19 protein-coding genes and 2 pseudogenes are annotated in these 26,778 nt (G+C 42.3%); 13 read left to right on the top strand and 8 right to left on the bottom strand.

The features are described 5' to 3' along the window. The first annotated feature begins 389 nt into the window (after positions 1–389). The 3 genes from HWQ58_RS05005 (at position 390) to HWQ58_RS05015 (ending at position 3,952) form a co-directional block, all read left to right on the top strand. A complete protein-coding gene (locus HWQ58_RS05005) occupies positions 390–986 on the top strand; it encodes a cytochrome b/b6 domain-containing protein (RefSeq protein ID WP_292858560.1) in 597 nt (198 codons plus the stop codon). 99 nt (positions 987–1,085) lie between these two features. After that, positions 1,086–2,519, top strand: a complete 1,434-nt coding sequence (locus tag HWQ58_RS05010; protein ID WP_292858563.1) for a bifunctional orotidine-5'-phosphate decarboxylase/orotate phosphoribosyltransferase — start codon at positions 1,086–1,088, stop codon at positions 2,517–2,519. 341 nt (positions 2,520–2,860) lie between these two features. Next, positions 2,861–3,952 (top strand): AI-2E family transporter, encoded by a 1,092-nt coding sequence (locus HWQ58_RS05015; protein WP_292858565.1) that lies wholly within the window; start codon positions 2,861–2,863, stop codon positions 3,950–3,952. A 305-nt stretch (positions 3,953–4,257) separates the two neighbouring features. On the opposite strand, the gene HWQ58_RS05020 is transcribed toward HWQ58_RS05015, so the two are convergent. Then, the gene (locus HWQ58_RS05020; protein WP_292858567.1) at positions 4,258–5,421 is read right to left on the bottom strand and encodes a hypothetical protein; all 1,164 of its coding nucleotides are present in this window, start codon (positions 5,419–5,421) and stop codon (positions 4,258–4,260) included. Between the two features lie 218 nt (positions 5,422–5,639). Here HWQ58_RS05020 and HWQ58_RS05025 point away from each other — a divergent pair, with 218 nt between their 5' ends. The 4 genes from HWQ58_RS05025 to HWQ58_RS05040 all read left to right on the top strand — a co-directional run bounded on the left by HWQ58_RS05025 (position 5,640) and on the right by HWQ58_RS05040 (position 10,628). Further along, on the top strand, positions 5,640–7,544 hold the full coding sequence (locus HWQ58_RS05025) for a GTPase family protein (RefSeq protein ID WP_292858570.1): 1,905 nt from the start codon (positions 5,640–5,642) through the stop codon (positions 7,542–7,544). A 1-nt stretch (position 7,545) separates the two neighbouring features. Beyond that, positions 7,546–7,668: a hypothetical protein gene (locus HWQ58_RS05030; protein ID WP_292858573.1), complete on the top strand. Its 123-nt coding sequence runs from the start codon at positions 7,546–7,548 to the stop codon at positions 7,666–7,668. A gap of 323 nt (positions 7,669–7,991) precedes the next feature. Next, entirely contained in the window at positions 7,992–9,671 is a 1,680-nt protein-coding gene (locus HWQ58_RS05035) for an ATP-binding protein (RefSeq protein ID WP_292858576.1), read from the top strand. Positions 9,672–9,734: 63 nt separating this feature from the next. Continuing rightward, positions 9,735–10,628: a hypothetical protein gene (locus HWQ58_RS05040; RefSeq protein WP_292858579.1), complete on the top strand. Its 894-nt coding sequence runs from the start codon at positions 9,735–9,737 to the stop codon at positions 10,626–10,628. Positions 10,629–10,699: 71 nt separating this feature from the next. Here HWQ58_RS05040 and HWQ58_RS05045 read toward each other — a convergent pair. The 4 genes and pseudogenes from HWQ58_RS05045 to HWQ58_RS05060 all read right to left on the bottom strand — a co-directional run bounded on the left by HWQ58_RS05045 (position 10,700) and on the right by HWQ58_RS05060 (position 13,507). Beyond that, a pseudogene (locus HWQ58_RS05045) lies at positions 10,700–11,253 on the bottom strand (DUF29 domain-containing protein). 224 nt (positions 11,254–11,477) lie between these two features. Continuing rightward, entirely contained in the window at positions 11,478–11,804 is a 327-nt protein-coding gene (locus HWQ58_RS05050; RefSeq protein WP_104905298.1) for a helix-turn-helix transcriptional regulator, read from the bottom strand. A gap of 4 nt (positions 11,805–11,808) precedes the next feature. After that, the gene (locus HWQ58_RS05055; RefSeq protein ID WP_292858583.1) at positions 11,809–12,186 is read right to left on the bottom strand and encodes a type II toxin-antitoxin system RelE/ParE family toxin; all 378 of its coding nucleotides are present in this window, start codon (positions 12,184–12,186) and stop codon (positions 11,809–11,811) included. Between the two features lie 211 nt (positions 12,187–12,397). After that, positions 12,398–13,507: an S-(hydroxymethyl)glutathione dehydrogenase/class III alcohol dehydrogenase gene (locus HWQ58_RS05060; protein WP_292858585.1), complete on the bottom strand. Its 1,110-nt coding sequence runs from the start codon at positions 13,505–13,507 to the stop codon at positions 12,398–12,400. 383 nt (positions 13,508–13,890) lie between these two features. On the opposite strand from HWQ58_RS05060, the gene HWQ58_RS05065 reads away from it, so the two are divergent. Further along, complete coding sequence (locus tag HWQ58_RS05065) at positions 13,891–15,174, top strand: valine--pyruvate transaminase (RefSeq protein ID WP_292858587.1); 1,284 nt, start codon at positions 13,891–13,893, stop codon at positions 15,172–15,174. Positions 15,175–15,188: 14 nt separating this feature from the next. After that, positions 15,189–15,917, top strand: coding sequence for a ribosome maturation factor RimM (gene rimM / locus HWQ58_RS05070; RefSeq protein ID WP_292858590.1), 729 nt, complete (start codon positions 15,189–15,191; stop codon positions 15,915–15,917). Between the two features lie 18 nt (positions 15,918–15,935). On the opposite strand, the gene HWQ58_RS05075 is transcribed toward rimM, so the two are convergent. Further along, a complete protein-coding gene (locus HWQ58_RS05075) occupies positions 15,936–16,490 on the bottom strand; it encodes a hypothetical protein (protein ID WP_292858593.1) in 555 nt (184 codons plus the stop codon). A 764-nt stretch (positions 16,491–17,254) separates the two neighbouring features. On the opposite strand from HWQ58_RS05075, the pseudogene HWQ58_RS05080 reads away from it, so the two are divergent. Then, positions 17,255–19,636, top strand: a pseudogene (locus tag HWQ58_RS05080) (phosphoketolase family protein). Between the two features lie 125 nt (positions 19,637–19,761). Here HWQ58_RS05080 and HWQ58_RS05085 read toward each other — a convergent pair. Together HWQ58_RS05085 and HWQ58_RS05090 are read right to left on the bottom strand one after the other, a co-directional pair. Further along, positions 19,762–20,631, bottom strand: coding sequence for a pentapeptide repeat-containing protein (locus HWQ58_RS05085; protein WP_292858596.1), 870 nt, complete (start codon positions 20,629–20,631; stop codon positions 19,762–19,764). Between the two features lie 962 nt (positions 20,632–21,593). Continuing rightward, entirely contained in the window at positions 21,594–22,130 is a 537-nt protein-coding gene (locus HWQ58_RS05090) for a GNAT family N-acetyltransferase (RefSeq protein ID WP_292858598.1), read from the bottom strand. Positions 22,131–22,168: 38 nt separating this feature from the next. Here HWQ58_RS05090 and HWQ58_RS05095 point away from each other — a divergent pair, with 38 nt between their 5' ends. The 3 genes from HWQ58_RS05095 to HWQ58_RS05105 all read left to right on the top strand — a co-directional run bounded on the left by HWQ58_RS05095 (position 22,169) and on the right by HWQ58_RS05105 (position 26,751). Then, on the top strand, positions 22,169–22,372 hold the full coding sequence (locus HWQ58_RS05095) for a hypothetical protein (protein WP_292858601.1): 204 nt from the start codon (positions 22,169–22,171) through the stop codon (positions 22,370–22,372). Positions 22,373–22,529: 157 nt separating this feature from the next. After that, complete coding sequence (locus HWQ58_RS05100) at positions 22,530–24,149, top strand: DUF1565 domain-containing protein (RefSeq protein WP_292858605.1); 1,620 nt, start codon at positions 22,530–22,532, stop codon at positions 24,147–24,149. Between the two features lie 490 nt (positions 24,150–24,639). Then, positions 24,640–26,751, top strand: a complete 2,112-nt coding sequence (locus HWQ58_RS05105) for a TIGR00300 family protein (protein ID WP_292858607.1) — start codon at positions 24,640–24,642, stop codon at positions 26,749–26,751. Positions 26,752–26,778 lie beyond the last annotated feature (27 nt).

Genomic DNA, 26,778 nt, shown 5'->3' on the forward strand with positions numbered 1-26,778 from the left:
CTGAGCAGTGTTTCCAGTTGTGCTACCAATCAGGGGATCGGCGATCGCAAGACCCGAATTTCTCACACCTGTGAGATTAGCTGTGTTAGCCATCTTATTCTCCTTGCTTAAATGGTGTTTGATATCTATTGATGTTTTAATCTTAAAGGATGTCTGAAAAGTAAACCGCGTTTATCACCGCCCACCTCCAAACTTGCTGGGCTATTTACCCAAGACAGATGAATCAATTCAAAATTCAAAATTCAAAATTCAAACATTTTATACAGCCACGCCACTTGCGGGTGGGGTTTCTACCTGCCTTGGGAAATAAGGATTTTTTTTGCCTACAAGGGGCAAGGTTTTGAACAAGTGCTTTTTTCATAAACAGCAAATTTTATCAGTCAAAATTTATGACTTCCAACGTTCCCTCTCTAACTCGAAAGCGACCCACTCAAGCAATAGGAGCCAAAATTTTCCACTCTTGTAACATCATTAGTCTATTTATCATGCTTACCAGTGGACTACAAATTTACAACGCTAACCCTGTTTTTGGTGGACGCGCAGGTTTGCACATTCCTTTGATATTTACTTTAGGAGGTTGGCTTGCAGGAGGTAGACACTGGCATTTTGCAGCAATGTGGCTATTCTCGCTGAATCTGTTGTGGTATGGAATTTACATTTTAATTACCCGACGCTGGCGACATCGCTTTGTAGGTGCTAATGACTTCAAAGCATTACAAAAAACTCAAAATTCCCAACGCCTAATTTATGCTTGGCATCGGATTGCTTATACAGCAATTATTCCTATTTTGCTGCTGGCATTATTTACAGGAATAGGAATGTATAAACCTGCTCAATTTCCCTGGATTGTGGATTTCTTTGGCGATTGGCAAGCATTGCGAATTGTTCACTTTGCCTCAGTGCCGATGGTTATCTTATTTGTAGTAATTCACTATCAATTAGGGAAAAAAGCTGGAGGTACTCAACTAACAGAATCAATGTTTTAGTAAACAAACTATAGTCATGGAGATAGAGAGACGCAGGGAATAATGACCAATGACCAATGACCAATGACCAATGACCAATGACTCTTTTTTAAAAAAAAAATGAACTTTTTTGATAAATTGAATCGTAATATCTTGGAAAATCAAAGCTTACTATTTGTCGGACTCGATCCAAATCCAGAGATGATGCCTGGGCGTTATGAATCTGAAGAACTGATTGCTGGTTTGGAAAAGTGGTTACAATTCATTATTGCGGAAACTTCTGATTTCGTTTGTGCTTATAAACCGACATTTGGCTTTTATGAAGCGTTAGGTATTCCTGGTTTAGAACTGCTGTACAAAACTTTAGCAGCTATTCCAGCCCACATTCCAGTGATTTTAGATGTCAAACACAGTGACTTAAATACTAGTACCATCTTTGCCCAGACTGTGTTTACAAAATGGCAGGTGGATGCAATCACTCTCAGTCCCTATACAGGACAAGATCACGTAGCACCTTTTTTAGTCTATCCTGATAAAGCGGTGTTTATTTTATGCTGTACTTCTAATCCAGGTGCAGAAACTTTACAGCAGTATCCTACAAACGAATCACCCCTTTATTTACAGGTAGTAAAAGAATCCAAAACCTGGGGAACTCCAGAACAATTGGGTTTGGAAGTGGGAACTACAAATCCTGAAGTTTTAGCACTTATTCGAGCAGTTGCACCTGAACGAATTATTATGGCGCGTAGTATCTGGGCGGAGGGTCAAAATCTGAAGCAAATTTTAGAAGCTGGCTTGAATAGTAATGGTGATGGTTTACTGATTCCTGTCCCTCAAGATATGTTGGGAAGCGCACAATTATCAGAGGAAGTCCAGTATCTACGTGCAGAAATTAATCAAATCAAAACTGAAATTATTCACGAAAATTCTACTTGTTCTGTGTGGTTTCCTGATGTTTGTTTTCTAAATCAGCACCCCCACCAAGATTTGATTTTACAACTTTATGATATTGACTGCATTATGTTTGGCAGCTTTGTCCAAGCATCAGGAGCTATATTTCCTTATTACATCGATTTACGCAAAATTATTTCCAATCCCCAAGTTTTTAATCAAGTTCTCACAGCTTATGAGGATATTTTGAAGAACCTGAATTTTGATAGATTAGCAGGTATTCCTTATGGTTCATTACCTACTGCGACTGGTTTAGCTTTGCGCCTTCATTGTCCGATGATTTTCCCGCGTAAAGAGGTGAAAGCACACGGAACTAGAAGAGTAATTGAGGGTAACTTTCATACTGGTGAAACAGTTGTAGTGGTTGACGATATTCTCATTAGCGGCAAAAGTGTCATGGAAGGAGCAGGAAAGTTGGAATCAGCTGGATTAAAGGTTAATGATATTGTGGTATTTATCGATCATGAACAGGGGGTGAAAGATAGGTTACAGCAAAATGGTTATCGCAGTCATGCAGTTTTAACTATTTCGGAAATTACTAATACTCTCTATCAAGCAGGGCGAATAAATGAGGAGCAATTTTTAGCTTTCGCTGAAAGTTAGTAATTGGAACAATAGGGAGTAGGGAATGGAGAGTTGGGAGAAACGTGATTAATTGCGTCTGTACTAGGGGAAAATTTTTATTAGACCTGTTGCAAAAATCCTTGAATCACCCTTCCCCAACCCTCCCCGATGTGTTGGGGAGGGGTCAAGATTTCAAGTTTCCCCCCAATATATCGGGGAGCCACTGCGTTGCGGAGGTTCCCTCCGTTGTAGCAAGTGGCGTGGGATTAAGGGGGGTATATTCGACTTATGCAAGAGGTCTATTGTCTACATCCTCTTGAGCAGATTTGATTATTCGGTTAAATCTAGTAAATAGAATAATTTTCGCTTTTAAATTAATTATGAATTTTCCACTGAATCAATTACTTAGATGGTTAATTTTTACGCTGTTATTTCCTCTAGTCTTCCTCAATGGTTGGCTAGCATTTTTGCTGGTTAAAAACTTTCAACCTGTCGTCACAATTCTTGTCTTGGCTACCTTGCTTGCATTCGTTTTAAACTATCCTGTTTCAATTCTCCAACAGCGGAGAGTTAAACGCGGCTATGCAGTAGCATTAGTTTTTATATTAGCATTGGTAATTGTTGTGGCTCTAGGTATCACTTTAGTGCCCATTGTTTTAGAGCAATTTAATGATATGGTTAAAGTCTTTCCCCAATGGATTGATTCTAGCGAGGAAAAACTTCAGATTGTCAATGATTGGTTTTTTAAACATAAATTAAATGTGAATTTAATTCAGCTATTAGCACAAATTACTGACCAATTACCTAATGAGTTAGAGTTTATTTCAGATAAACTTTTAAGTATTATCATAGATACAATTGATAGTATTTCTGAGGCATTAATCACAGTAGTTATAACTTTTTACTTGTTGTTAGATGGACCAAGAATTTGGGAGGCAATTTTTAAGAAATTACCTGCAAATATTGCCCAGCAGGTAAGCCAGTCTATTCAGCAAAACTTCCAAAATTACTTAATTGGTCAGGGAACTTTGGCTTTGCTGATGGGTGTTTCAATAACATTATTGTTTTTAGGTTTTCAAGTCCAGTTTGGTTTACTCTTTGGTTTGGCAGTTGGGCTTTTGAGCTTAATTCCCTTTGGTGATGTCGTTAGTCTGGTTTTAATAACTTTAATAATAGCGTCACATGACTTTTGGCTAGCAGCTAAGGTTTTTGCGGTAGCTGTTGTCATCGATCAGTTAATCGATCAGGCGATCGCACCACGTTTATTAGGTAAGTTTACTGGTATTAGACCAATATGGGTATTAGTTGCTTTGCTTGTCGGAACCAATGTTGGGGGAGTGTTGGGTTTACTAGTTGCGGTACCTGTAGCTGGTTTTATCAAAGATGTAGCAGATGGTTTTTCCAAATCTGATAACGTGGGTGAGGGTGAAGCAGCATCAGAATTGTTGGTAGAAGAATCAATATCGCAATGAGTTGTGGATAAAAATTGCCATCTCTACCGTAAACGGGAAGTTGCAATGGTGTCATTTAGGTCGTACTCACTCAAGTCAACAACATATTCACTAGTATTTTAGGTTTTATGGCAAGCGATCGCTATCTTTATTGTTGCTTGCGATCGCTGAATGTATCGAAGACAATTACCTGATTACCCAATCTAAATATTGTTTAAATAGGAATGCGATTATTTCTTTATTCTATGTAAAGGCGACTTGAGGCGAGTCACTTTCGACTGAGATTTAACAGACTATACAAGTTTACTAAATCCCCTTTTTAAGGATTATTTATCTGTTAGTATTTTGGCGTATGATTTATCACTATCTCGATTATCCCATGATGCCTTAATATGATCTGCTAAAGCGGGAATATCTTGTTCTAAACTTGACCTCCATAGCCTTGGATTATAGTCGTAAACCCTGAGCATGTGATCTACATCAAATATTGGTTTTGTACCTAATGCTCTAATCAGTGCAATAGGTTTATCTAAAGCCATCCTCCAACCAAGCTCAAACAAAACATTGGGATTATGTTCAGTTAAATCTACAATCACCAGATCAGCCTTACTCAAGTCATTTATAATTGTTGATTGAATTACATCACTTCCTTTCTTTTTTGTAGTTTCAGCTTTAAAACCTGCTTGTATTGCAGCAGGAGTAATTAATTGAGTTAATACTTCATCAAAGAAACTTTCGGGATATTCTGCGGTATTTTCTGAAAATGGCATTGCCACAAATGCTACTAAAGTAGTTTTTTCTTCCGGCTCTCCAAGTATAAAGGCATCAGCAGAGTGTTCTTTGTTCGTTGATATTTCTACCCTTTCTACCCTTGAAGATTTATTTTGTGTAGTTTCCTCCAACTTTGACAGAAAATTTAAATTAGCTTGGTATACTTTATAAAAGTCATCATGAAACTCTTCATCAATGTTAAATTCAGTTATTAAAGTATTTTTAAGATATGTAATTTGTGGAAGTGTTCGTCCATCATAGTATTCATGTACTGTTTTAAATAAGGGAATCCTAAAAAATGCTTGTCTGTAGCCATTTATTTCTTCTTCTGCCGATCTTGCATATACAATACTTTTCCCTATAGACGCAAGTGCAATTTTTTGAGTACTGCTAGTACCCTCAGTAAAACCATAATCACGAGATGAAGCTGTCAAGTAATAAAAATTATTACCTTTGCCCATTTCTAAAGCTTTTACAATATCATCAGGACTCCAAGCATTACCACCATTAAACTGTCTTATTACTTGAGGAATTTTTATAGCATCCTCTAATAGATAAGTAGGGAATGGTCGTTTTGGTTTAGAATTTTTTCTTCTTTTCTTTTCGGCAGAATTTTGTTGTTCTTCCGATTCTTCTTGTTCTTCTTGTTCTTCTTGGTCTATCTCTTTCGGATTTTCATCTAAAATTCCTAGTTGTCTGTGCATATCTTCACGTTCCATGAAAACTCCCCCTTAAGTAATTTTTGACAAAAATGTATAAGACAATGCAATAAAAGGCAATAGTAATTTATACACAGTCATAACATCAGTTTCCTAAAAGTGTGAACACAAAATTAGAAAATTCAACAGATACCATCATCGGTAGTCAATTAGTTTTGCAAACTTTCTTTCATAGTTACTATTTGTATAAGAAGGGTTATTAAAGCAGGTATGGGGTAATGGTGCGATTAAAACTGTGGCAGTGGGTCGTCTTAGCAATTCCGATCGCGTTTATCATCATTTTCTTACTGGTGTCTGCCGGTTCACAAATTCATGCGTGGGGCATTAATTGGATTTGGGGTGTATTCACCGTTTTATTCGTTGGTTGGCGTTGGCTGCTAGTCAAATGGACTCAACCAGCTGTTAACCAAGTAGAAGCTGTATTAACTCAAGTCCGTGAAGAACTGGAATCGACAGCAGAGGATACAGTAGCGCGACCTGTGGGAAGTGACACCACAAAGCTTGCAGAAGCCGCCTTTCAAGAAATTCTCCAAGCAGCACAAAGCGATCGCCCAATTTGGGAAGACTGGCAAACTTTTTGGACGCGATGCCAGGATTTAGTGGTAGCGATCGCTCATATCTACAATCCTCAGATTCAATATCCTCTGCTGAATATTTACGTTCCCCAAGCTTACGGGCTGATTCGCGGAACGGTGGATGATATGGATCAGTGGATGCAAAAGTTATCCCCGATCCTGAATCAGGTAACGGTTGGACAAGCATACCAAGGATATGAGGTCTACCGGAAGTTGGAACCATCGGCTCGGAAATTCTGGAAAGTTTGGAACTGGGCACAGTGGATCTTAAATCCGGTGGCGGCGGTGGCAAAACAAGCCAGTCAGGGTTTCAGTAACCAAGCAACTCAGCAATTATTGGGGAATTTGAGCCAGTTATTCCGGGAAGCTGCCCTGAGAAACTTATGCCGACAAGCGATCGCACTTTACGGACGTAGCCCAGTTCCAGCAACCGTAGTTTCCACACCAACTTTACTCAAGGCAAAAACTCAAACACTCCGAGAAATCTTGACTCAAGCCCAACCAGCCAAGGCGGTTGAGCAAAAACCTGTAAATATTCTGCTGGTGGGACGCACAGGATCGGGAAAAAGTAGCCTGATTAACACGCTATTTCAGGCGGATCTCGCAGCCGTTGATGTTTTACCCAGTACCGATCGCATTCAGAATTATCAATGGCAGACTCAAACTGGGGAAACCCTAACGCTTTTGGATACACCTGGTTACGAACAAGTCAACCGTGCCGATCTCCGAAATCTAGTGCTTGATTATGCCATCAATTCAGATTTGCTGCTGTTAGCTACCCCTGCCCTCGATCCTGCCTTGCAAATGGATGTGGACTTTTTGCAAGACATCAAAGCAGAAGTTGCAGATTTACCTGCGATCGCGATCGTCACCCAGGTAGATCGGCTGCGTCCCATCCGCGAATGGCAACCACCTTATGATTGGGAATGGGGCGATCGCACCAAAGAAATTGCGATTCGCGAAGCCACTGAGTATCGCGCCAAACAGCTGGGAAACTTCTGTAATCTAGTTTTACCCGTGGTTACAGATGACAGCAAAACAAGACGAACCGCTTGGGGAGTGGAGGCGCTATCGTTGGGATTAGTGGATGCGATCGCACCTACCAAGCAACTCCGTCTCGCCCGCTTTTTGCGTAATCTAGAAGCCCGCATCGTCGCCGCTGCCAAAATCATCGACCACTACACCTTCCAGATGACGACAACACAAGGATTAACGGCATTGCTCAAAAGTCCCGTCCTTCAGTTTGTTTCTACCCTCTCAACCGGATCTCCAGCTTTAGCATATATGCTGGCGGAGCAAATTCCCGTCGAACAGTTGCCGATTGTGATTGGCAAACTGCAAATGGGATATGAACTTTTCTCGCTCTTGAACTCCAACTCACTCAACTTTGAATTGCTATCCCTTTGGCCGCTACTGCTGGAAAACTCCGCTGCACCCGATCGCAACGCCTGGGCATTTGGTCACGCTTTAGTGGAGTACTGGACTCAGAATCTAACAGTTAAACAACTCGGGCAGCGATTTGAGTATTATTTAGCGATCGCCAAATAATTTGCCTGCGATCAATGATGTCTATGAAGGATTGTTTGGTGACGCATCGTCGATTCTCTTGCAAATGCTACGCCTAATTGAAGAAGGCAGCTATGCTGAGGGCAGAAGGTTTTACCTCAGTTAGGGATTCAGACCCCTTTTGAATAAGAGCGTCTTAAACCCTTGTTCCCTCCTGCCCTCTGCCTTTCTTGATAACGAGTTTAAGCTGCTACGTAACCTCAGTAGATTAAACACCATAAGTTGCATTAGCAAATATAGTTGCTTACTAATATTTACTCATAAATTTCAAAGAGATTTATACCATAATAGGAGAACCTAAAAGGCGCTAACATATTGTCGTCTCAAGATCAAAGTTAAGATTACGATTGAGAGTAGGTGTTTGCTGAACCTACGCGCTTTACGTGAGTTTTTATATAGAATAGACATCTTTTTTGTTCGGAGTTCTTTATGAAAAATACATTAGACATCTCCATCTCTCAAGAACAGAATTCAGATCACAGCTATAGCATTTCGTCTTACAACAGGCTGCTTTCGGTCGTGAAGGATTTAGCTTGTGTACGGACTATTGAGGAAATTATTGAGATTGTGCGTTTGGCTGCTCGCGATCTGACAAATGCTGATGGAGTAACTTTTGTATTGCGGGATGGTGAATGTTGCCACTATGTAGATGAAAACGCCATTGGGCCACTTTGGAAAGGTATGCGTTTTCCGCTCAAGTCTTGCATCTCCGGTTGGGCAATGCTCAATAAAAAAGCAGCCGTAATTGAGGACATTTACCAGGATGCACGAATTCCTATTGAGACCTACAAAGTGACTTTTGTGAAAAGTTTAGTGATGGTTCCCATTCGGGTTTCCGATCCACTGGGTGCGATCGGAGCCTACTGGAGTACACGACACCTAGCCACGCCTCAAGAGATCGGAATGCTTGAGATTTTGACTGACACTACAGCAGTTGCGATCGCAAACGTGCAACTTTTCCAGAAACTGACGAGCCAAAACGCCCTAAAAGACAAATTTATTGCGATGCTAGCTCACGAACTGAGGAATCCCGTTGCCCCCATTTCCAACAGCGTTCAGCTACTCAAGTTAAAGCTAGGCGAGACTGGCGCAGTTGGAGAAACAGTTTTAAGGATGCAACACCAGATTAAGCACCTCTCGAAATTGATCGATGAGTTACTTGACGTATCATCTATCACTTATGGGAAGGTTTCATTAAACCTTGAGAAGGTTAATCTGGTAGAATTAGTTCGCCAGAGTCTCAATGACCATGCACAAGTAATAAAGAAATGGAATCTTAACGTAGTACAAGACCTGCCAAACACGCCCGTGTGGGCTTATGTTGACTCCACCCGCTTCTTCCAAATCTTTGGGAATCTTCTTGATAATGCCTTAAAGTTTTCAAAGCCAGATGGGACGATCTGGGTGGATCTCTCAGTTATTCCAGGTGAGAATGGCTTAGGTAGTGTAGCGGTCTTATCTGTAAGAGACTTAGGCATCGGGATAGACCCGACAATATTACCAGAACTTTTCGAGCCGTTTACCCAGGCCGATCGCAGTTTAGATCGTTCGCGGGGCGGGCTAGGTTTGGGACTTTCGGTAGTAAAAAGTCTTGTGGAACTTCATGGTGGTAGTGTTGAAGCCTCAAGTAGAGGGATTAATCTGGGAGCAGAATTCAAAGTCACTCTCCCTATATGCGAAGAGATTACAGCCTTGGACAACGACCTAGAGATTACAGAGGCGGCTAAAAAATCGTTGAAGATTTTAGTCATTGAAGATAATGACGATTCAGCCGTATCATTACAAGCAGTACTTGAGTATTTTGGGCATGAAGTTTCCATTGCCAATAATGGAATTTTAGGGGTAGAAACTGCAAAGAAGCTTGAGCCTCATGTGATTATTTGTGACATCGGACTTCCCGAAATGGATGGGTTCGCCGTTGCACAGGAATTAAGTAAAGACTCCAAATTTACTCGCTCAATTCTGATTGCGCTTACCGGTTACGGTAGCCCAGAGGATCGGCAGCTTGCGCTTCAGGCTGGTTTCAAATGCCACTTAACCAAGCCTGTAGACTTTGACATACTGGCAGCAGAAATTGATCGATACTTTGATGGAGTATTATCAACTTGACAAATTTTGCTACTTTCTTATGCCAAATAGATACATATTAGGGAAACTTTTGAATTTTGAATTTTGAATTCAAAGCGAAGCAACGTGAATGATAAAACTCAGTACTTGTTGAAATTAGTCAAACGCAATGTCAGAGCGTATATTGCCAACCCGAAAACAAAAGCTGTAATGGTTGCAGGCTCAGTTGCAGAAAGGCTGTGCGATGAATACTCGGATTGCGATGTGATGATTTATTACGATGAATTACCTTCTGAAGAAGAGTTGCACCTTGCGCGTCAGCAAAATCAGTGTTCAGAGTTGATCGGGATTTTAGGCGATCGACAAGAGGGTGCGTTTGGCGAGAGTTTCCTTGTGAACGGGGTTGAATGTCAGTTTGCTCATGCGACGATCGCACAATGGGAAAAGGAAATTTCAACCATTTTGGAGGAGTTTGATGTTCAATCTCCGATCATGAAAGCGATGTCAGGAACACTGGTCGGAATTCCGTTATACGGCAAAACGCTGATTCAGCACTGGAAAGCCAAGATTGCGAATTATCCCGATGGACTCGCGCAAACGATGGTCGAGCATTATCTCAAGTTTGTCCCAATTTGGGGAATGCAGTCCAAGCTTGCCAAACGGGATACAACGCTCTGGTACTACCAAATCTTGGTTGAATCAGTCCAAAATCTTCTTGGTGTGTTGTCTGGATTAAACCACTTGTATTATTCAACATTTCAATTCAAGCGAATGAGCAGATTTATTGAGCAAATGGATATTGCCCCTAACAATCTTGCCTCTCGTCTCGAAGACTTGTTTAGTCATGAAGCCCCTGTAGCTGTCAATGAACTTGAAGCATTAGTTCGAGAAACCGTAGAGTTTGTGGAGATTCACATGCAAAGAGTGGATACTTCCGAAGTAAGACGGAGATTAGGGTGGAGACAGCAGCCGTGGAAACTGTGCGAATCAGATCGGTGAGAAATTCCAGCTAAAAAGCGTGTTGCAGCCCTTTTTCATTGCGTAAGCATAGCCCATCCTAAACATTGCTTTTATTCCATTAAATCATCTGTCGCAGCCTCACCCGGATAAAAGCGATCGCTCAGAATTTCCTCAAAAGGATATAAACATTGGTTGGGAAAAGTTGAGAGTGGCAGATTTGTTTCTCCTGATGCTAAATCCTTACCATTTTGATATGATTCCTGGAGTGCTTCTTCAATGTAAGGTTTCAGGCTAGGATTCTCGCTCAACAAATTGAGAATTTCTCGTCGTTGTACTCTAATTGTTGCTAACCCTTCGGGTTCGCCAGTCGCTACAACGGGGGGAACCCCCGCAACGCGCTGGCTCACCAACTACGGCTGCGTTGCTTTGGTTGATATTCCCATTTGAGTAAATGTCCAATTAACACACTCAGACGATTTCTTAATTCTTGGCGTTCCTTTCTTCCCAAAGATTCAATTTCCTCAATTAAATTGGGCAGGTCAAGCTGGTTCCATTGGTGATGAGGCAGAAGGTTAGCCTGTTGTTGAGTCCAAGTGTAAAAGTCATTTTCGTAGAGGTTTGGCATCAGGTTTACCGCAGGTTGTCCGGTTTGTGGTATCTGCATAGTGGGTTCAAAACCTGGTGAACTTTCCCTAATTATAGTAAAGGATCATAAATGTGCATTGGTGTCAAACTTTTCTGGTTTCTCCTTCCCAGACTTTGGGTGGAAATGCCGATTGTGGGGGCTAACGATGCAAAGTTAAATTATTGCTAACTTTTAAAGATACCCCTTTAGAATCAACTAAAGAGGTATCTTAAGATTTGCTGTCACGAGTTTTTATCTATTACTTAGCAAACAACAGTTGTCCGAGCTTGCTTGCGGTCTTCAGGTTTTCGTTTGATGACAATCTCTACATCATTATCTAAATCATTCAAAAATTGAAATAATCTATCAATTGAAAAGCCTGAAAGTCTGCCTCTCACCAATGCTGAAATTTTTGGTTGATCAATTCCTAAAAGTTCGGCAGCTTGGACTTGTGTTAATTTACGGAAAGTGATTGCTTCACTGATTTTGCGTGCTAGTTCAGCTTTCACTAATCTTTCTTCAGAATTAGGTAAACCTAAGTCAGCAAATACATTTCCACTGCTAGTATAAACGCTATTTTCTTTAGTCACTTATTTACTCCTTTTCTTTAGCAGCTTGTTCCAAATAGTCTTCCTGGGCGGCTTTTAACCTCTTTTTTACTAAATCTATATCTTGTTGTGATGTAGCAATACCATGTTTTGACTTCTTTTGAAACGCGTGTAATAAGTAGACAAACTCTGCAAATTTTACAGTATACACTGCTCGGTATGTATCTCCATCAAAATCATCTACAACCTCTAAAACCCCGCCTCCTTTAAAACCGTGCAGGGGTTTTGCATCGGGATGCTTACCCCCATGTTGTGCTATATCAAGGGCGTAACCCATTACGTCTTGTACGTCTTCAGGGAACTCCTTTAAGTCATCTAAAGCGCTTCCAATCCATTTGAAAGCTTTTTGGTGCGTTTCGCTCATGTAATAGTTAGTATGCTAAATCTAGCATACTATGTCAATAAGTAAATCAGTTGTATCGAAACTAGTACATTACTACCAGCTATTTCTGATTTAGGGGATTGTCTTAAATAACTTCCTGTACAATCCGCGAAGCCTTCATCCTGTTGACTGAAGACATTTACACAGCCAATGTCAGCCCCAAGCTGATTATTACTGGACTTTAAAAGGAGAGCTAAAAAGTCACCACACTGCGAATTGATTCACCTTTGTGCATCAATTCAAAAGCATCATTAATTTGCTCAATGGGCATCACATGGGTAATTAAATCATCAATATTTATCTTACCTTCCATATACCAATCAACAATTTTTGGTACATCTGTACGTCCTCTAGCGCCACCGAATGCCGAACCTTTCCAAACGCGCCCAGTTACTAGTTGAAAAGGACGAGTACTGATTTCCTGTCCAGCACCAGCAACACCAATAATCACACTCACACCCCAACCTTTGTGGCAGCATTCTAATGCTTGACGCATCAATTTAACATTACCGATACATTCAAAGCTGTAATCAGCACCGCCTTTTGTTAAATCAACCAGATAGGGAACTAAATCACCTTCTACTTCTTGGGGATTAACAAAGTGTGTCATACCAAACTTTTGTGCCAAGGCGCGTTTGTTGGGATTAATATCTACCCCAACAATCATATTGGCCCCTACCATCCGCGCTCCTTGGATGACATTTAAGCCTATGCCACCCAAACCAAAAACCACAACATTTGCTCCAGGTTCCACCTTGGCAGTATTGATAACTGCACCAATACCAGTAGTCACACCGCAGCCAATGTAACAAACCTTATCAAAGGGGGCATCTTCTCGAATTTTTGCCAAAGCGATTTCCGGCAACACCGTATAGTTAGCAAAAGTGGATGTACCCATATAATGATGAATCATCTGCCCATCAATACTAAAGCGACTAGTGCCATCGGGCATAACACCGCGTCCTTGAGTTAGGCGAATGGCTTGACAGAGATTAGTTTTGAAACTCAAACAATATTCGCATTGGCGACATTCGGGAGTGTAAAGGGGAATCACGCGATCGCCTGGTTTGAGACTGGTGACACCAGCGCCTACTTCCACTACCACACCAGCACCTTCATGTCCCAAAATAACCGGAAATAAACCTTCTGGATCGTCACCCGATAAGGTAAAAGCGTCGGTATGACAAACTCCGCTTGCTTTCACTTCAACTAACACTTCGCCGGCTTGTGGCCCCGATAGTTGAACGGTTTCAATCGTCAACGGCTTACCTGCGCTGTGAGCTACTGCTGCTTTAACTTCCAATGTCAGCGCTCCTGTATAGTTTTGTCATTTGTTATTTGTCATTTGTCATTTGTCCTTGGGCATGAAGAAGAGACAAGGTAGAGGAGGAAGACAAGGGAGAGATTTGTTCAATAATTCCCCCTCATCTCCCTCATCTCCCTTATCCCCTGCTCCCCTAGTCGCCTCATAAATATTGAACACATGATAAACTTTTGTATTACTTCATCATATTTACTAAGCACGATCGCCACTATAACGATAAATATTACTTTGTTAAAATACCATTCTCTAGCTAGATTGGTTAAAGGCGGCAACAGCTGTTTTGACAACAATGTAAACTGGATGTCAGCAGCAACCCCCAAATAATTTGTCCACCCCTAAATTAATATATTTTGTCACAGCTTATGAACCCTGCCCTAACTCAAATTGGCGCTCAAATGTCCAACCTGACTGGCGTCAGAGCAATTATGAAGGATATTATCGAGACATTACGAGCGGGTGCAGGGCAGCATTTTATTAATTTGAGTGCTGGTAATCCGTTGATTTTGCCAGAGGTAGAGCAATTATGGCGGGATTGTACTGCACAGCTTTTGGCTAGTCCAGAATATGGCGAGGTAGTTTGCCGTTATGGCTCAAGTCAGGGCTATGCACCATTTGTTGAAGCGATCGCCAATGACTTCAATAAACGCTACGGCTTAAACTTAAGCGATCGCAATATCCTGATCACTCCCGGTAGTCAAACCCTCTACTTCTACGCTGCCAATACCTTCGGTGGCTACACACCTAGCGGCGAGTTAAAACAAATCGTTTTGCCCCTCAGCCCTGACTACACAGGTTACGGCGGTATCTGCTTAGTTCCAAAAGCCCTAATCGCCTATAAACCAACCCTTGATATCGATGCAGCTGCCCACCGATTTAAATATCGCCCTGACTTCAGCCAACTGTCGATTACAGAAAATACTGGTTGTATCCTCTTCTCTCGCCCCTGTAATCCTACTGGTAACGTCCTCAGCGATGATGAGGTGAAAAAGATTGCCGCCCTGGCTGCGCCTTACAATCTACCCGTGTTAATTGACTCAGCTTATGCGCCTCCCTTCCCAGCATTAAATTTTACCGAAATGACACCAGTGTTTGGTGATAATATTCTCCACTGCATGAGTTTATCGAAAGCCGGATTACCAGGAGAAAGGATTGGTATAGCTATTGGGGATGAAAAGTGGATTGAAGTGCTGGAGTGTTTTCAGGCAAATATGAGTCTCCATTCTTCACGTTACGGCCAAGCGATCGCAGCTTATGCAATCAATTCTGGTGCTTTAGTGGAAATTTCTCACACTGTCATCCGTCCCTTTTACCAAAATAAATTTACCGTTTTAGAAACCAGCTTAGAACAAGCGATGCCGAAAGATTTACCTTGGTTCCTCCATCGCGGTGAAGGAGCAATTTTTGCTTGGTTGTGGTTACAGGATTTACCTATTAGCGACTGGGAATTTTACCAGCTAGTTAAGCAAGTAGGTGTGATTATTGTCCCAGGAAGTAGCTTCTTCCCCGGTTTAGAGGAAGAGTGGGCGCACAAACACCAATGCTTCCGCATCAGCCTTACAGGCAGCGATGAGGAGATTGTCACTGCCATGCAACGTTTAGCAAAAGTCGCTGAAGAAGCTTATAAAGGTGCTGCGGTGACTGCCTAATAGGGAAAATAGAAATGAAACATCAAGAAAACAAAGAGATAGCGAGCAGAGGCGTAGAGACGCAGAGGGGCAGAGGGGCACAGAAGCAGAGGGGCAAGAGAGTAGGAGTAAATTCAAAAATTCAAAATACCCAATCCCCAGCCCCTAGTTCCCAATCCCCAGCCCCCAATCTCGATGATTGGTTAGAAATTGGTAAGATTGTTTCCCCTCAAGGATTGTCTGGAGAATTGAAGGTTTATCCTGTATCTGACTTTCCCGAAAGATTTGAGGTGCCAGGAAAACGTTGGTTGTTGCGTTTAGATGGCACAGAACCACAACCAATCGAATTATTAACAGGACGTTATATCAGTAACAAAAACTTGTATGCGATCAAATTAGCTGGTGTGAAAAATTGCGATCAGGCGGAAGCTTTGCGTGGTTGTAAGTTAATGGTGCCAGCAAGCGATCGCCCCCAATTAGGCGAAGATGAATATCATGTCCTCGATTTGATTGGTTTGGAAGTTTTCATGCAAGCATCTGGCGAACTCGTGGGTACGGTGGTAGATATCATCCCCGCTGGCAATGATTTGTTAGAAGTCAAGTTGCATGAATCATTTACTACTGACAAAGGACAAATGACAAATGACAAAAAGCAAAAGACTGTTTTGATTCCATTTGTACAAGCGATCGCACCAGTAGTAGACTTGAAATCTAATCGCATTGAAATTACACCACCGCCTGGGTTATTGGAAATTAATAATTAGATTATTACAAAATAACCTTCAAATCTTGCGATCGGCTATTAAACCATAGGCGTTACCGTCTTCGTTTGACTGAAGGATAACCTGATAGCATTTCCAAGTATTCCACTCACCCAGGAATTGTCCCCAGTAGCCTAAAAGTACGCATCTATCGGGGGTAATGATTGCGCCGATATACCGTAATCCCACCATCTCGTTGGCATTTATAGAAGAATCCGCTTTTATTATATGTTGTTGTCGTGTAATGGATGGAAAAGTATTAATAAATGCTAAAAATCTCTCCGCTTCTCCAATATCTTTTACGCTTAAACGGTTTTTCATCTCAGGGTCAATGCTATATGGACCTTCATTTGATGTGTGAATATAGGAACTAAACTTTTGAATTAAAGCTAGAGAATTCTTCACGTTAGTGTCTTCTATTATTACCGAATTTGAATTTATTGTATTTTCTGTGAAATCTATAGTTAAAGAATTGGAGTTAACTGAAGCTTTTGTACGAGTAGGAACCGAAAATATACCTGCTATTAAAGCCAGTCCGACAACCGCAGTAGTTAGGTGAGCGTGGTTCAAAAGCATAATTGATTTTCCTTCCTTGGATAACGATAAGCGTAGGAGTTCCAACGCTGTAACTTTGCTGACAATTAACAATATATAAAATTCAGTAATATCTGGAAAAATTGTTGTGTCAGTACTTGAATCTAACTATTAAATAGTGGGTAATGCATATCTTATCAGTCTTATTAAAAAGTAATCAGAACTCTTGTTGTATATAAACTTATCATTTGACAGGTAAGTATCGATTTTCATTATTTTGAGTATGACAGTTCTGAAATTGGACTAGTACCGCAAGGCGGAAGTCAAAAGTCAAAAATCAAAAGTCAAAAGTATTATGGAATAAGCTATGCAGGAATTTTAGATGGTTACTCTATTTACGCTGTGGCGTACTAGTAGTCTGTCAATAAATAATTGATGGATAGGTTTCCTGTAGAGACGGCGATTTATCGCGTCTCTCTAACCGTCAAAATCAATTTTACAGACCACTAGTATATGGTATTGAATTAGGAACTCTTCCTTCTAATTATTTATTAATGTTAAAAGTGGCATTAGATTACACTTTATAACTAGAAAATTATGACGAAGAAAATCCCGATTAATAGCATTAATCAATAGCGTAGGTGTAGCCCATCGTAGACATCGCTCTCTATCCTGTACCCAGAAGCAAGGAATTTAGTCACAAAGACTGAAAAAATTCATCATCGGTTAGATGGCCATCATCTTGAAAATAAGTAAAATTACATACTGGTGAATCCGTCAAAATCATTTTGTAATGGAGTGTCGAAATGACATTAGCCAGTCCTCCACAAACAAAGCCTTTAACAGATGAAGAATTACATAAGATAAACGCCTACTGGCGTGCAGCTAACTATCTTTCGGTTGGGCAGATATATCTACTCGACAATCCGCTACTCAGAGAACCGCTAAAGCTGGAACACATCAAACCCAGACTCTTAGGGCATTGGGGAACAACACCAGGACTGAATTTTATCTATGCTCACCTAAATCGGGTGATCAAAAAATATGACTTAAACACAATCTACATTGCTGGCCCCGGTCATGGAGGCCCTGGACTGGTAGCTAACACCTATTTAGAAGGGACTTACACCGAGTATTATCACAACATCTCCCAAGATGCTGAAGGAATTCAGAAACTCTTCAAACAATTTTCTTTCCCTGGTGGTATTCCCAGCCATGTTGCACCGGAAACTCCTGGTTCGATCCACGAAGGCGGAGAATTAGGTTATGCCCTCGTCCACGCTTTTGGTGCTGCCTTTGATAATCCCGACTTAATTGTTGCTGCTGTTGTCGGTGACGGCGAAGCCGAAACAGGTGCTTTAGCGACTAGCTAGCATTCCAACAAGTTTCTGAACCCCGTGCATGATGGGGCTGTACTGCCGATTCTGCACTTGAATGGATATAAAATTGCCAATCCAACAGTATTGGCACGGATCAGCCATGAGGAATTAGAAAGCTTATTTGTAGGCTACGGTTACAAGCCATACTTTGTTGAAGGTGACGATCCCGCAGATGTCCACCAACAGATGGCGGCGACTCTAGATATAGCGATCGCCGAAATTCAAAATATCCAAAGAGAAGCCCGCGTACATGGTTTCACTGAACGTCCCCAGTGGCCAATGATTGTTATGAGAACTCCCAAAGGTTGGACAGGGCCCAAGGAAGTTGATGGCAAAAAAACTGAAGGTTATTGGCGATCGCACCAAGTTCCTTTTGGAAACATAGCCAAACAGCCAGAACACCTGAAACTCCTAGAAGATTGGATGAAGAGTTACAAACCAGAAGAACTCTTCGATAGCAACGGTAAGCTGATTCCCGAACTAGCAGAACTGGCTCCCAAAGGTCATCGACGTATGGGTGACAATCCCCACGCTAACGGCGGTATCTTACTGTGTGACTTGAAAATGCCCGACTTTCGAGACTATGGCGTTGATGTTCTCAAACCAGGGCAAGCGATCGCTGAAGCTACCCAAGTTGCCGGAACTTTCCTCCGGGATATCATGCAACTTAACCAAGAAAGGCGCAACTTCCGCATCCTCGGCCCAGACGAAACAGTATCGAATCGCTTAAGTTCTGTCTTAGAAGTCACAGACAGGGATTGGGTAGCCCAGATCCTCCCCGAAGATGACCACCTTTCCCCCGACGGTCGGGTAATGGAAATTCTCAGTGAAACTTGTTGTCAAGGATGGTTAGAAGGCTACCTCCTTACAGGACGCCACGGCTTTTTCTCTTGCTACGAGGCGTTCATCCACATCATTGACTCGATGTTCAATCAGCACGCCAAATGGTTGAAAACGACCAGACATATTCCCTGGCGTAAACCAATTGCTTCCCTCAATTACCTACTCACCTCTCACGTTTGGCGACAAGACCATAACGGTTTCTCTCACCAAGATCCCGGTTTTATTGACCATGTAGTTAACAAAAAAGCAGAAATCGTTCGCGTATATTTGCCGCCCGATGCTAACACTTTGCTATCAGTAACCGATCACTGCCTGAGAAGCCGCAACTATGTCAACGTCATAGTTGCTGGAAAGCAACCAGCATTGCAATACCTCGATATAGATGCTGCTATCAAGCACTGCACCAAAGGCATCGGCATTTGGGAATGGGCAAGCAACGATCAAGACGGCGATCCAGATGTAGTAATGGCTTGTGCTGGGGATATTCCCACCTTAGAAACCTTGGCGGCTGTGGATATTCTGCGCCAGCACTTCCCTGATTTAAAGGTGCGGGTGGTGAATGTAGTCGATTTAATGACACTACAGCCAAAAAGCGAACATCCCCACGGTTTGAGCGAAAAAGACTTTGACACGATTTTCACCACCGATAAACACATCATCTTTGCCTTTCATGGCTATCCCTGGTTGATTCATCGCTTAACCTATCGTCATACTAACCACGATCAGATGCATGTACGTGGCTACAAGGAAGAAGGAACTACCACCACCCCCTTTGATATGGTTGTTCTTAACGAACTTGATCGCTTCCATTTAGTGATGGACGTAATTGAGCGCGTACCAAAATTGGGATATAGGGCAGCTTATGTCAAGCAGCATCTGCAAGATAAGCTGATCGAACATAAGCAATACATTGATAAGTACGGCGACGATATGCCGGAAATTCGCGATTGGAAGTGGCCCTATTAATCGGAAGACTTACGCAAACAATAACCGAAATCCTTATTTTCAGGTAGGGGCAATTCATGAATTACCCCTACTAGCTCTACGGCTAACACCCGGAATCGAATACATGATAACTACAAATAAATTTATTATTTTATTAACTCCATCCCTGCTGCTCTTGGGTCAAAATTATCGGGAAAAATAGTGGGACATGGGTATTTTTCAAATTTAGATTTACACGTCTCTTGACTAGTACTATTATCTGTGTATTTTGCTTTTTGCAGATCAGCAACAAGGTTTACCCCCTGTAGATTGGCTCCTGGCAGGTATGCCCCCTGTAGATCAGCACCATACAGGTTTGCCCCCTGTAGATTGGCACCAGTCAAGACTGCCTCCTGTAGATTGGCACCAGCCAAGACTGCCCCCTGTAGATTGGCACCATACAGGTTTGCGCTCTGTAGATTGGCTCCTGGCAGTTTTGCCCCTTGTAGATTGGCATCTCCCAAGAATGCCCCCTGTAGTTTGGCACCTTCCAGGAATGCCCTCTGTAGATTGGCTTTGAATAGTTCAGCCCCCTGTAGTCTGGCGTATTCTAGGTATGTCTCTTGTAGATTGGCATGTTTCAGGTTTGCCTCCCGTAGATTAGCATTGCTCAGGTATGCCCCCTGTAGATTGGCTTTTGTCATGTCTGCTTTAGAGAGTTGAATACCAAATTTTTCTCCAGTAAGAGAAGGGACTAAGTAAGCGTTTGGTGCTTCTAATCCTGATAAATTTTCCCTCTCCCAGTGCACCCAAAACCAAGGAATTCGTGTTGGTTCACTATTAAGAAACTCTAATGCCTGTATCCTTCCACCATTACCCGGTTGTCCGTGTGCAGTATTAATAACCTGCCATGCTTGGTATATTTGTTGATTGCGAAGCTGTTGCTCACCAGCAGTAAAGCTAGAGTAAAAGGTAAAGATAATTGCACTAAACAATAAGGTATTTACTACTTCACTCAAAATATTATTTTTTTGCATCTCTATGTCACACCCCCAAGCTTTTTGTGCCTACTACAAGTAGAATCACATAAATCACCAAGTTTTCCCAAACAACATCAGTAGATCACAAACTTTCTCCAACAGGGCGATACCACAGACTCATTGCTATTATCAGACAAACTACCAGTTGCGCTGGTAACGAGCGTGTACGTTCTTCTTCAACTTTGATTTTCGCGTAGACGCTCGCAAGCGACTTGCCGTTCGCGTAGCGTCTCGTAGAGAAGGCATCGCCTGTTCGATTGAAGTTGCGGGGATAGCTGTCTCTATCGCCTTGAATATCTCAGTACTTCGTATCTTAGAAGACACCAACGAGAATTCCTTGAGATGCACCTGACTGGATTTCCATTTTTGGAAATACCCAATTTACAACTATTTGAGCCTTAACTGAACCGTATTGCCGCCTTTCCTTCTCTACGAGAGGCTGCGCCAACGGAACGCTACGCGAACGCGCAGCGTCTCATAAAGAAGACTGCGACTCCCTCACCGATGCAGCGTCTACGCTTTGTATCAGTTCAATTCTTGCGTAGGCGTAGCCCGTCGTAGACATCGCTTTTGTGTTTAATAAAAGCAAGTTTGCTAAATTCCTATATTGAATTCGGGCAGTCGTTTATTGAATTCGGGCAGTCGTTTATTGAATTCGGGCAGTTGTTGATTGAATTGTTCCTCAGATAAAACCACAAATAAGCTGTTATACCAATTCGCAATTCGCTTTTTCGCCCATTCGCAATTGAGAAATTTATATCAAGTCCGGCTAATTAGTTATAATTAGCGCATCTGTGCAAAAACCAGGAAACCCTCTTTCCCCCTGCTCCCTGCTCCCTGCCGTCTTAATGATAAGTCTTCAACCGGACATGATATTAGATGTAGCAAGGCAATCCCGGCTTATATCTGTTGCCTTATTTTAAAGAATTGGTATGAGTAATCAAAAGATTTCTGGTGATTCAGCTAATTTCACTTTCACCATGCCAATCTGCTCGACTCAGGCAATAAACAAAGCACTCATCGTCACCAAACCGTCGATACTCGATAAATTTGAAGCCAAAGCGTTCATAGAAACGGTGAACGCGGGTATTACTGGCTAGCGGATCAACGAGTATAGCCGTTACTTGCGGATCAGCAAAACATCGAGCAAGTGCAAGCCGCATCATTTGTGTTCCATAGCCTTTACCCAAATCAGTTTCTTCCCCAATCCAGATATCAATGGCACGAAGATTCGCCGTAACATCACCCCAGTAATGGCTATCCTCATGTGCTGGATCGATAATCTGAATAAATCCGAGGGGACGACCATCAATTTCAGCAATCAATTGCTCTCTCCATTCGGGAGCACGGTCAAGTTCTACTTCCCAGCCCCAGTCATCGTTAGGATCGGAGTTAACCACATGAGGTTGCTCATCCCAGTGGCGCAATAAATCCAAATCAGCAAAGCTAGCAGGGCGGAGATTTATCCTTATTGCAGGTGGCGGGGCATAGTTCACACTGTTTCTCCTATGTTTTCGGCGATTCACTGGACGAGTTGAATCACGACACCGTTGGGGTTTGTGACTTGAAAGAACCTTTCACCCCAAGGTTCAGTCTCAATCTTCGTTGTAATTTTCACACCTTACTGATTGAATTTGCGCGTATTCCCGATCAATATCATCCACCACAATCTCAAAGTAACTTTGCTCATATTGTTCTAGAGGATGTAGAAACCTCTAGTTTAGGCGAAGCCAACTAGAGGTAGTTCATTTAGTCGAGTACTAGTGAAACCCAAAAGCATTTACATAATTTTTTAACTTTGTAGTGAGAAGTACTTAAACTTACTTAATGCATCAACTGCTACCCACCTTCATGGTTGGCGTTAGGATAGCTATGTATTTTATGAAAGTATAAATATGGCTCAAACTTTTTACGTAAATTCAGTATCAGGCAGCAATACCAACCCAGGTACTCAACAAGCCCCCTTCAAAACTATTACGCAAGCCCTCAAGGTAGCTACTGTTAATACCAAGATTCAACTAGCAAATGGTAATTACAATGCTGCTAGCGGTGAAGTCTTTCCGTTAACGATTCCGTCTGGCGTAACAGTTGTGGGTAATGAAACCAATAAAGGTAATGGCATTTTGATTGAAGGAAGTGGTAGCTATCTGAGCCGTACTTTTGCTGGTCAGAATGTCACTTTCGTGCTGCTAGATAAAGCTGAACTGCGGGGAGTGACTGTAACAAATTTGGCTAGCCGTGGTAGTGGTGTCTGGATTGAATCAACTGCCCCTACTGTTGCTAATAGCACCTTCATCAACAATAAGCGGGAGGGAGTATTTGCTACAGGCGATGCTAATCCAGTTGTTTTAGGTAATGTGTTCAGTGAGAATGCAGCCAATGGAATTGCGATCGCTAAAAATTCTAAAGGTCAAATTGAAAATAATACCTACTTCAAAACAGGTTTTGGCATTGCCATTAGTGATACTGCATCACCCATCCTTCGAGATAACAGAATTTATGAAAACCGTTCTGGGATTGTCATCTCTGGTAGTGCGCGTCCCGTATTACGTAATAATGTTAGTGAAAATAATACTGATGATGGGATTACAGTAATTGGAACTGCTCTACCGGATATCGGCAGTACCAATAATCCAGGGGGCAATACTCTACGCAATAACGGTAAATTTGATTTGCAAAATGTTAGTTCCAACAAGCTGATTTCTTTAGGAAATAAAATAGATGCGTCTAAAGTTACCGGAAACATAGAGTTTGCAGATAGTTCGGTTCCAACCCCAACCCCAACTCCAACTCCAACCCCAATTCCAACTCCAACACCAACACCAACCCCAACTCCAACCCCAACTCCAACACCAACACCAACCCCAACTCCAACTCCAACACCAACACCAACCCCAACTCCAACCCCAACACCAACCCCAACTCCAACACCCACTATTGAATTAACCGATATTGCGAATCATTGGGCAGGTGGGTTTATTCGGGAATTAGTCAAATTGGGAATAGTTAATGGTTTTCCCGATCGCACATTTAAACCCGATGCGACGATGACACGGGCACAATACGCGGCAATACTGGTAAAAGCTTTCAACCCACAACCAAGCCGTGCAGCGATCAAATTCAAAGATGTACCAGCAGATTTCTGGGCATCCAAGGTAATTCAGCAAGCATATCAAGGTTTATTTCTCTCTGGTTTTCCCGACAATACCTTTAGTCCCAACAAAAATATCCAGCGCGTACAAGTGATTGTTTCTTTAGTAAATGGACTGGGGTTATCAAGTGATGGTACGGCAACTATCAAAGTTTTCGATGATCAAGCCAAGATTCCTGAATATGCCAAGGATGAGGTAGTAAAAGCTATAGACAAGGAAATTATCGTCAATTACCCAAACCTGAAACAACTCAATCCTACCCGCGATGCTACACGTGCTGAAGTAGCGGCGATCGTGTATCAAGCTTTGGTAGATGCTGGTCGTGTAGCAGCGATCAATTCGTCTTATATAGTAACTGCTTGAGGGAGGCAGGGCGCAGGAGGCAGGAGAGAGGAGGAGCAAATTATTTATATGACAATACAGTTGAGTTAAGCATTTCTTCCTTCTCTTCCTTTGCGTTTGAATTTTTTGTTCACCCAAACCCCACTGCTGCACTAAGACTTGCGGGGGCTTTTGCTACCAAGAAGCTACGGGTGTTGGTGAAAAGTTAAAAGCGAACGCTGGGAAAATGAGCGTTCGCTTGACTATATTTGCCGACTATGATGGTTAGTTGCTTGTTATTAGCATACTATAAACTGGTGTTTTTACTTGCCCCACTTTCTTGGAAACCTAAATTAAATCAGGCTTTCTTAATTTTGAATTGGTATTATTACCATAGAATTGATAGTTGAAGCCTTGGTAAAGTCTTCAACTATCAAAAGATAGAAGCTCTAGTAGCAGATTTTACCTGTAAAAAAACAAAAGTCTGTATTCAAAGTAAGCTTGTAGCATACAAAACGCTTGTAAGATTTTTATGACTTCCCGGATTCGCTTTTTAATGTGCCCTCCTGACCACTACGACGTGGACTATGTGATTAATCCTTGGATGGAAGGGAATATTCACAAATCATCGCGCGATCGCGCCGTGGAACAGTGGCAGGGACTACATCAAATCCTCAAACAACACGCCATTGTAGATTTAGTACCACCTGAAAAAGGCTGGCCTGATTTGGTTTTTACCGCCAACGCTGGCTTAGTTCTGGGCGATAATGTCGTCCTCAGTCGCTTTTTGCACAAAGAACGTCAGGGAGAGGAACCTTTCTTCAAGCAATGGTTTGAGGCAAATGGTTATACAGTCAATGAACTTCCCAAAGATTTGCCCTTTGAGGGAGCAGGAGACGCACTGCTAGATCGGGAAGGACGCTGGTTATGGGCGGGATACGGTTTCCGCTCGGAATTAGATTCTCACCCTTATCTAGCTAAATGGCTGGATATTGAGGTGCTATCTCTACGATTAATAGACGAACGTTTCTATCACCTAGATACCTGTTTTTGTCCCCTAGCAAATGGCTATTTGCTATACTATCCCGGCGCTTTTGATTCTTACTCCAACCGCTTAATTGAAATGCGAGTCGCATCAGAAAAGCGAATCGCAATTGAAGAGGCTGATGCAGTCAACTTCGCTTGTAATGCGGTGAATGTGGATAGCATCGTCATTATGAATAAGACGAGTGATGCTTTAAAAACCCGTCTTGCGGATGCAGGTTTCCAAGTTTTGGAAACACCACTTACGGAATTTCTCAAAGCTGGTGGTGCAGCTAAATGCTTAACTTTGCGGGTGACAGAACCAGTTAGAGATGAAATTCATGCGAATGTCTCGGTAGAAAGCCGCGTCATTCGCATGGAAGGACATTTGCTAGATGCTGGCTTAATTAACCGTGCTTTGGATTTGATTATAGATGCTGGGGGAAGTTTCAAAGTTCTAAATTTCAACTTGGGAGAACAACGGCAAAGTACCTCAGCCGCCGAAGTGAGGGTATCAGCACCATCCCATGAGGTGATGGAAGAAATCATCTCCCGGTTGATTGAATTGGGTGCAGTAGATTTACCCCATGATGAGCGAGATGCCAAACTAGAGCCAGTAATTCAAGATGGCGTTGCGCCTGATGATTTCTACGTCAGTACAATTTATCCCACCGAAGTGCGAATTAATGCCCAGTGGGTGAAGGTAGAAAATCAGCGGATGGATGGCGCGATCGCCATTACTCAAACTTCCACAGGTTTAGTTGCTCGGTGTAAAATACTCCGCGATTTAAAAGTTGGCGAACAGGTAATTGTAGACGTTTTAGGTATCCGCACCATCCGCAAAACTGAATCGCGGGAACTCCGCAGCACCCAAGAATTCAGCTTTATGTCGGCGGGAGTTTCCAGCGAACGGCGTGTAGAATTGGTGGTTGAGCAAGTGGCTTGGGAATTGCGTAAAATCCGCGATGCTGGTGGTAAAGTAGTTGTCACGGCTGGGCCTGTGGTAATTCACACTGGTGGCGGCGAACACTTGGCGCAACTGGTTCGGGAAGGATATGTACAGGCATTGCTGGCTGGTAATGCGATCGCAGTTCACGACATCGAGCAAAATATCATGGGCACTTCCTTGGGTGTAGATATGAAGCGGGGTATCGCCGTGCATGGTGGACACCGCCATCACCTGAAGGTAATTAATAGTATCCGCCGTTATGGCAGCATTCCGAAAGCTGTGGAGGCGGGAGCAATTAAAAGTGGCGTGATGTATGAATGTGTCCACAATAATATACCTTTTGTGCTTGCGGGTTCGATTCGGGATGACGGCCCTTTACCTGATACCCAAATGGATTTGATTCAAGCACAGGAGCAATATGCCAAACACCTAGAAGGTGCAGAGATGATTTTGATGCTGTCATCGATGCTGCATTCCATTGGGGTGGGAAATATGACCCCGGCTGGTGTGAAAATGGTATGTGTAGATATTAATCCAGCTGTGGTTACTAAGTTAAGCGATCGCGGTTCTGTAGAATCGGTGGGTGTGGTGACAGATGTGGGATTATTCTTGAGTCTGTTGATTCAGCAGTTGGATAAGTTGACAAGTCCTTATGTAAATAAGGTACGTTAAGAAAACGTAGACGCAAAGGCGCAGACA

The organism is Nostoc sp. LPT (genome assembly GCF_017115165.1).
Classification (GTDB): Bacteria; Cyanobacteriota; Cyanobacteriia; order Cyanobacteriales; family Nostocaceae; genus Nostoc.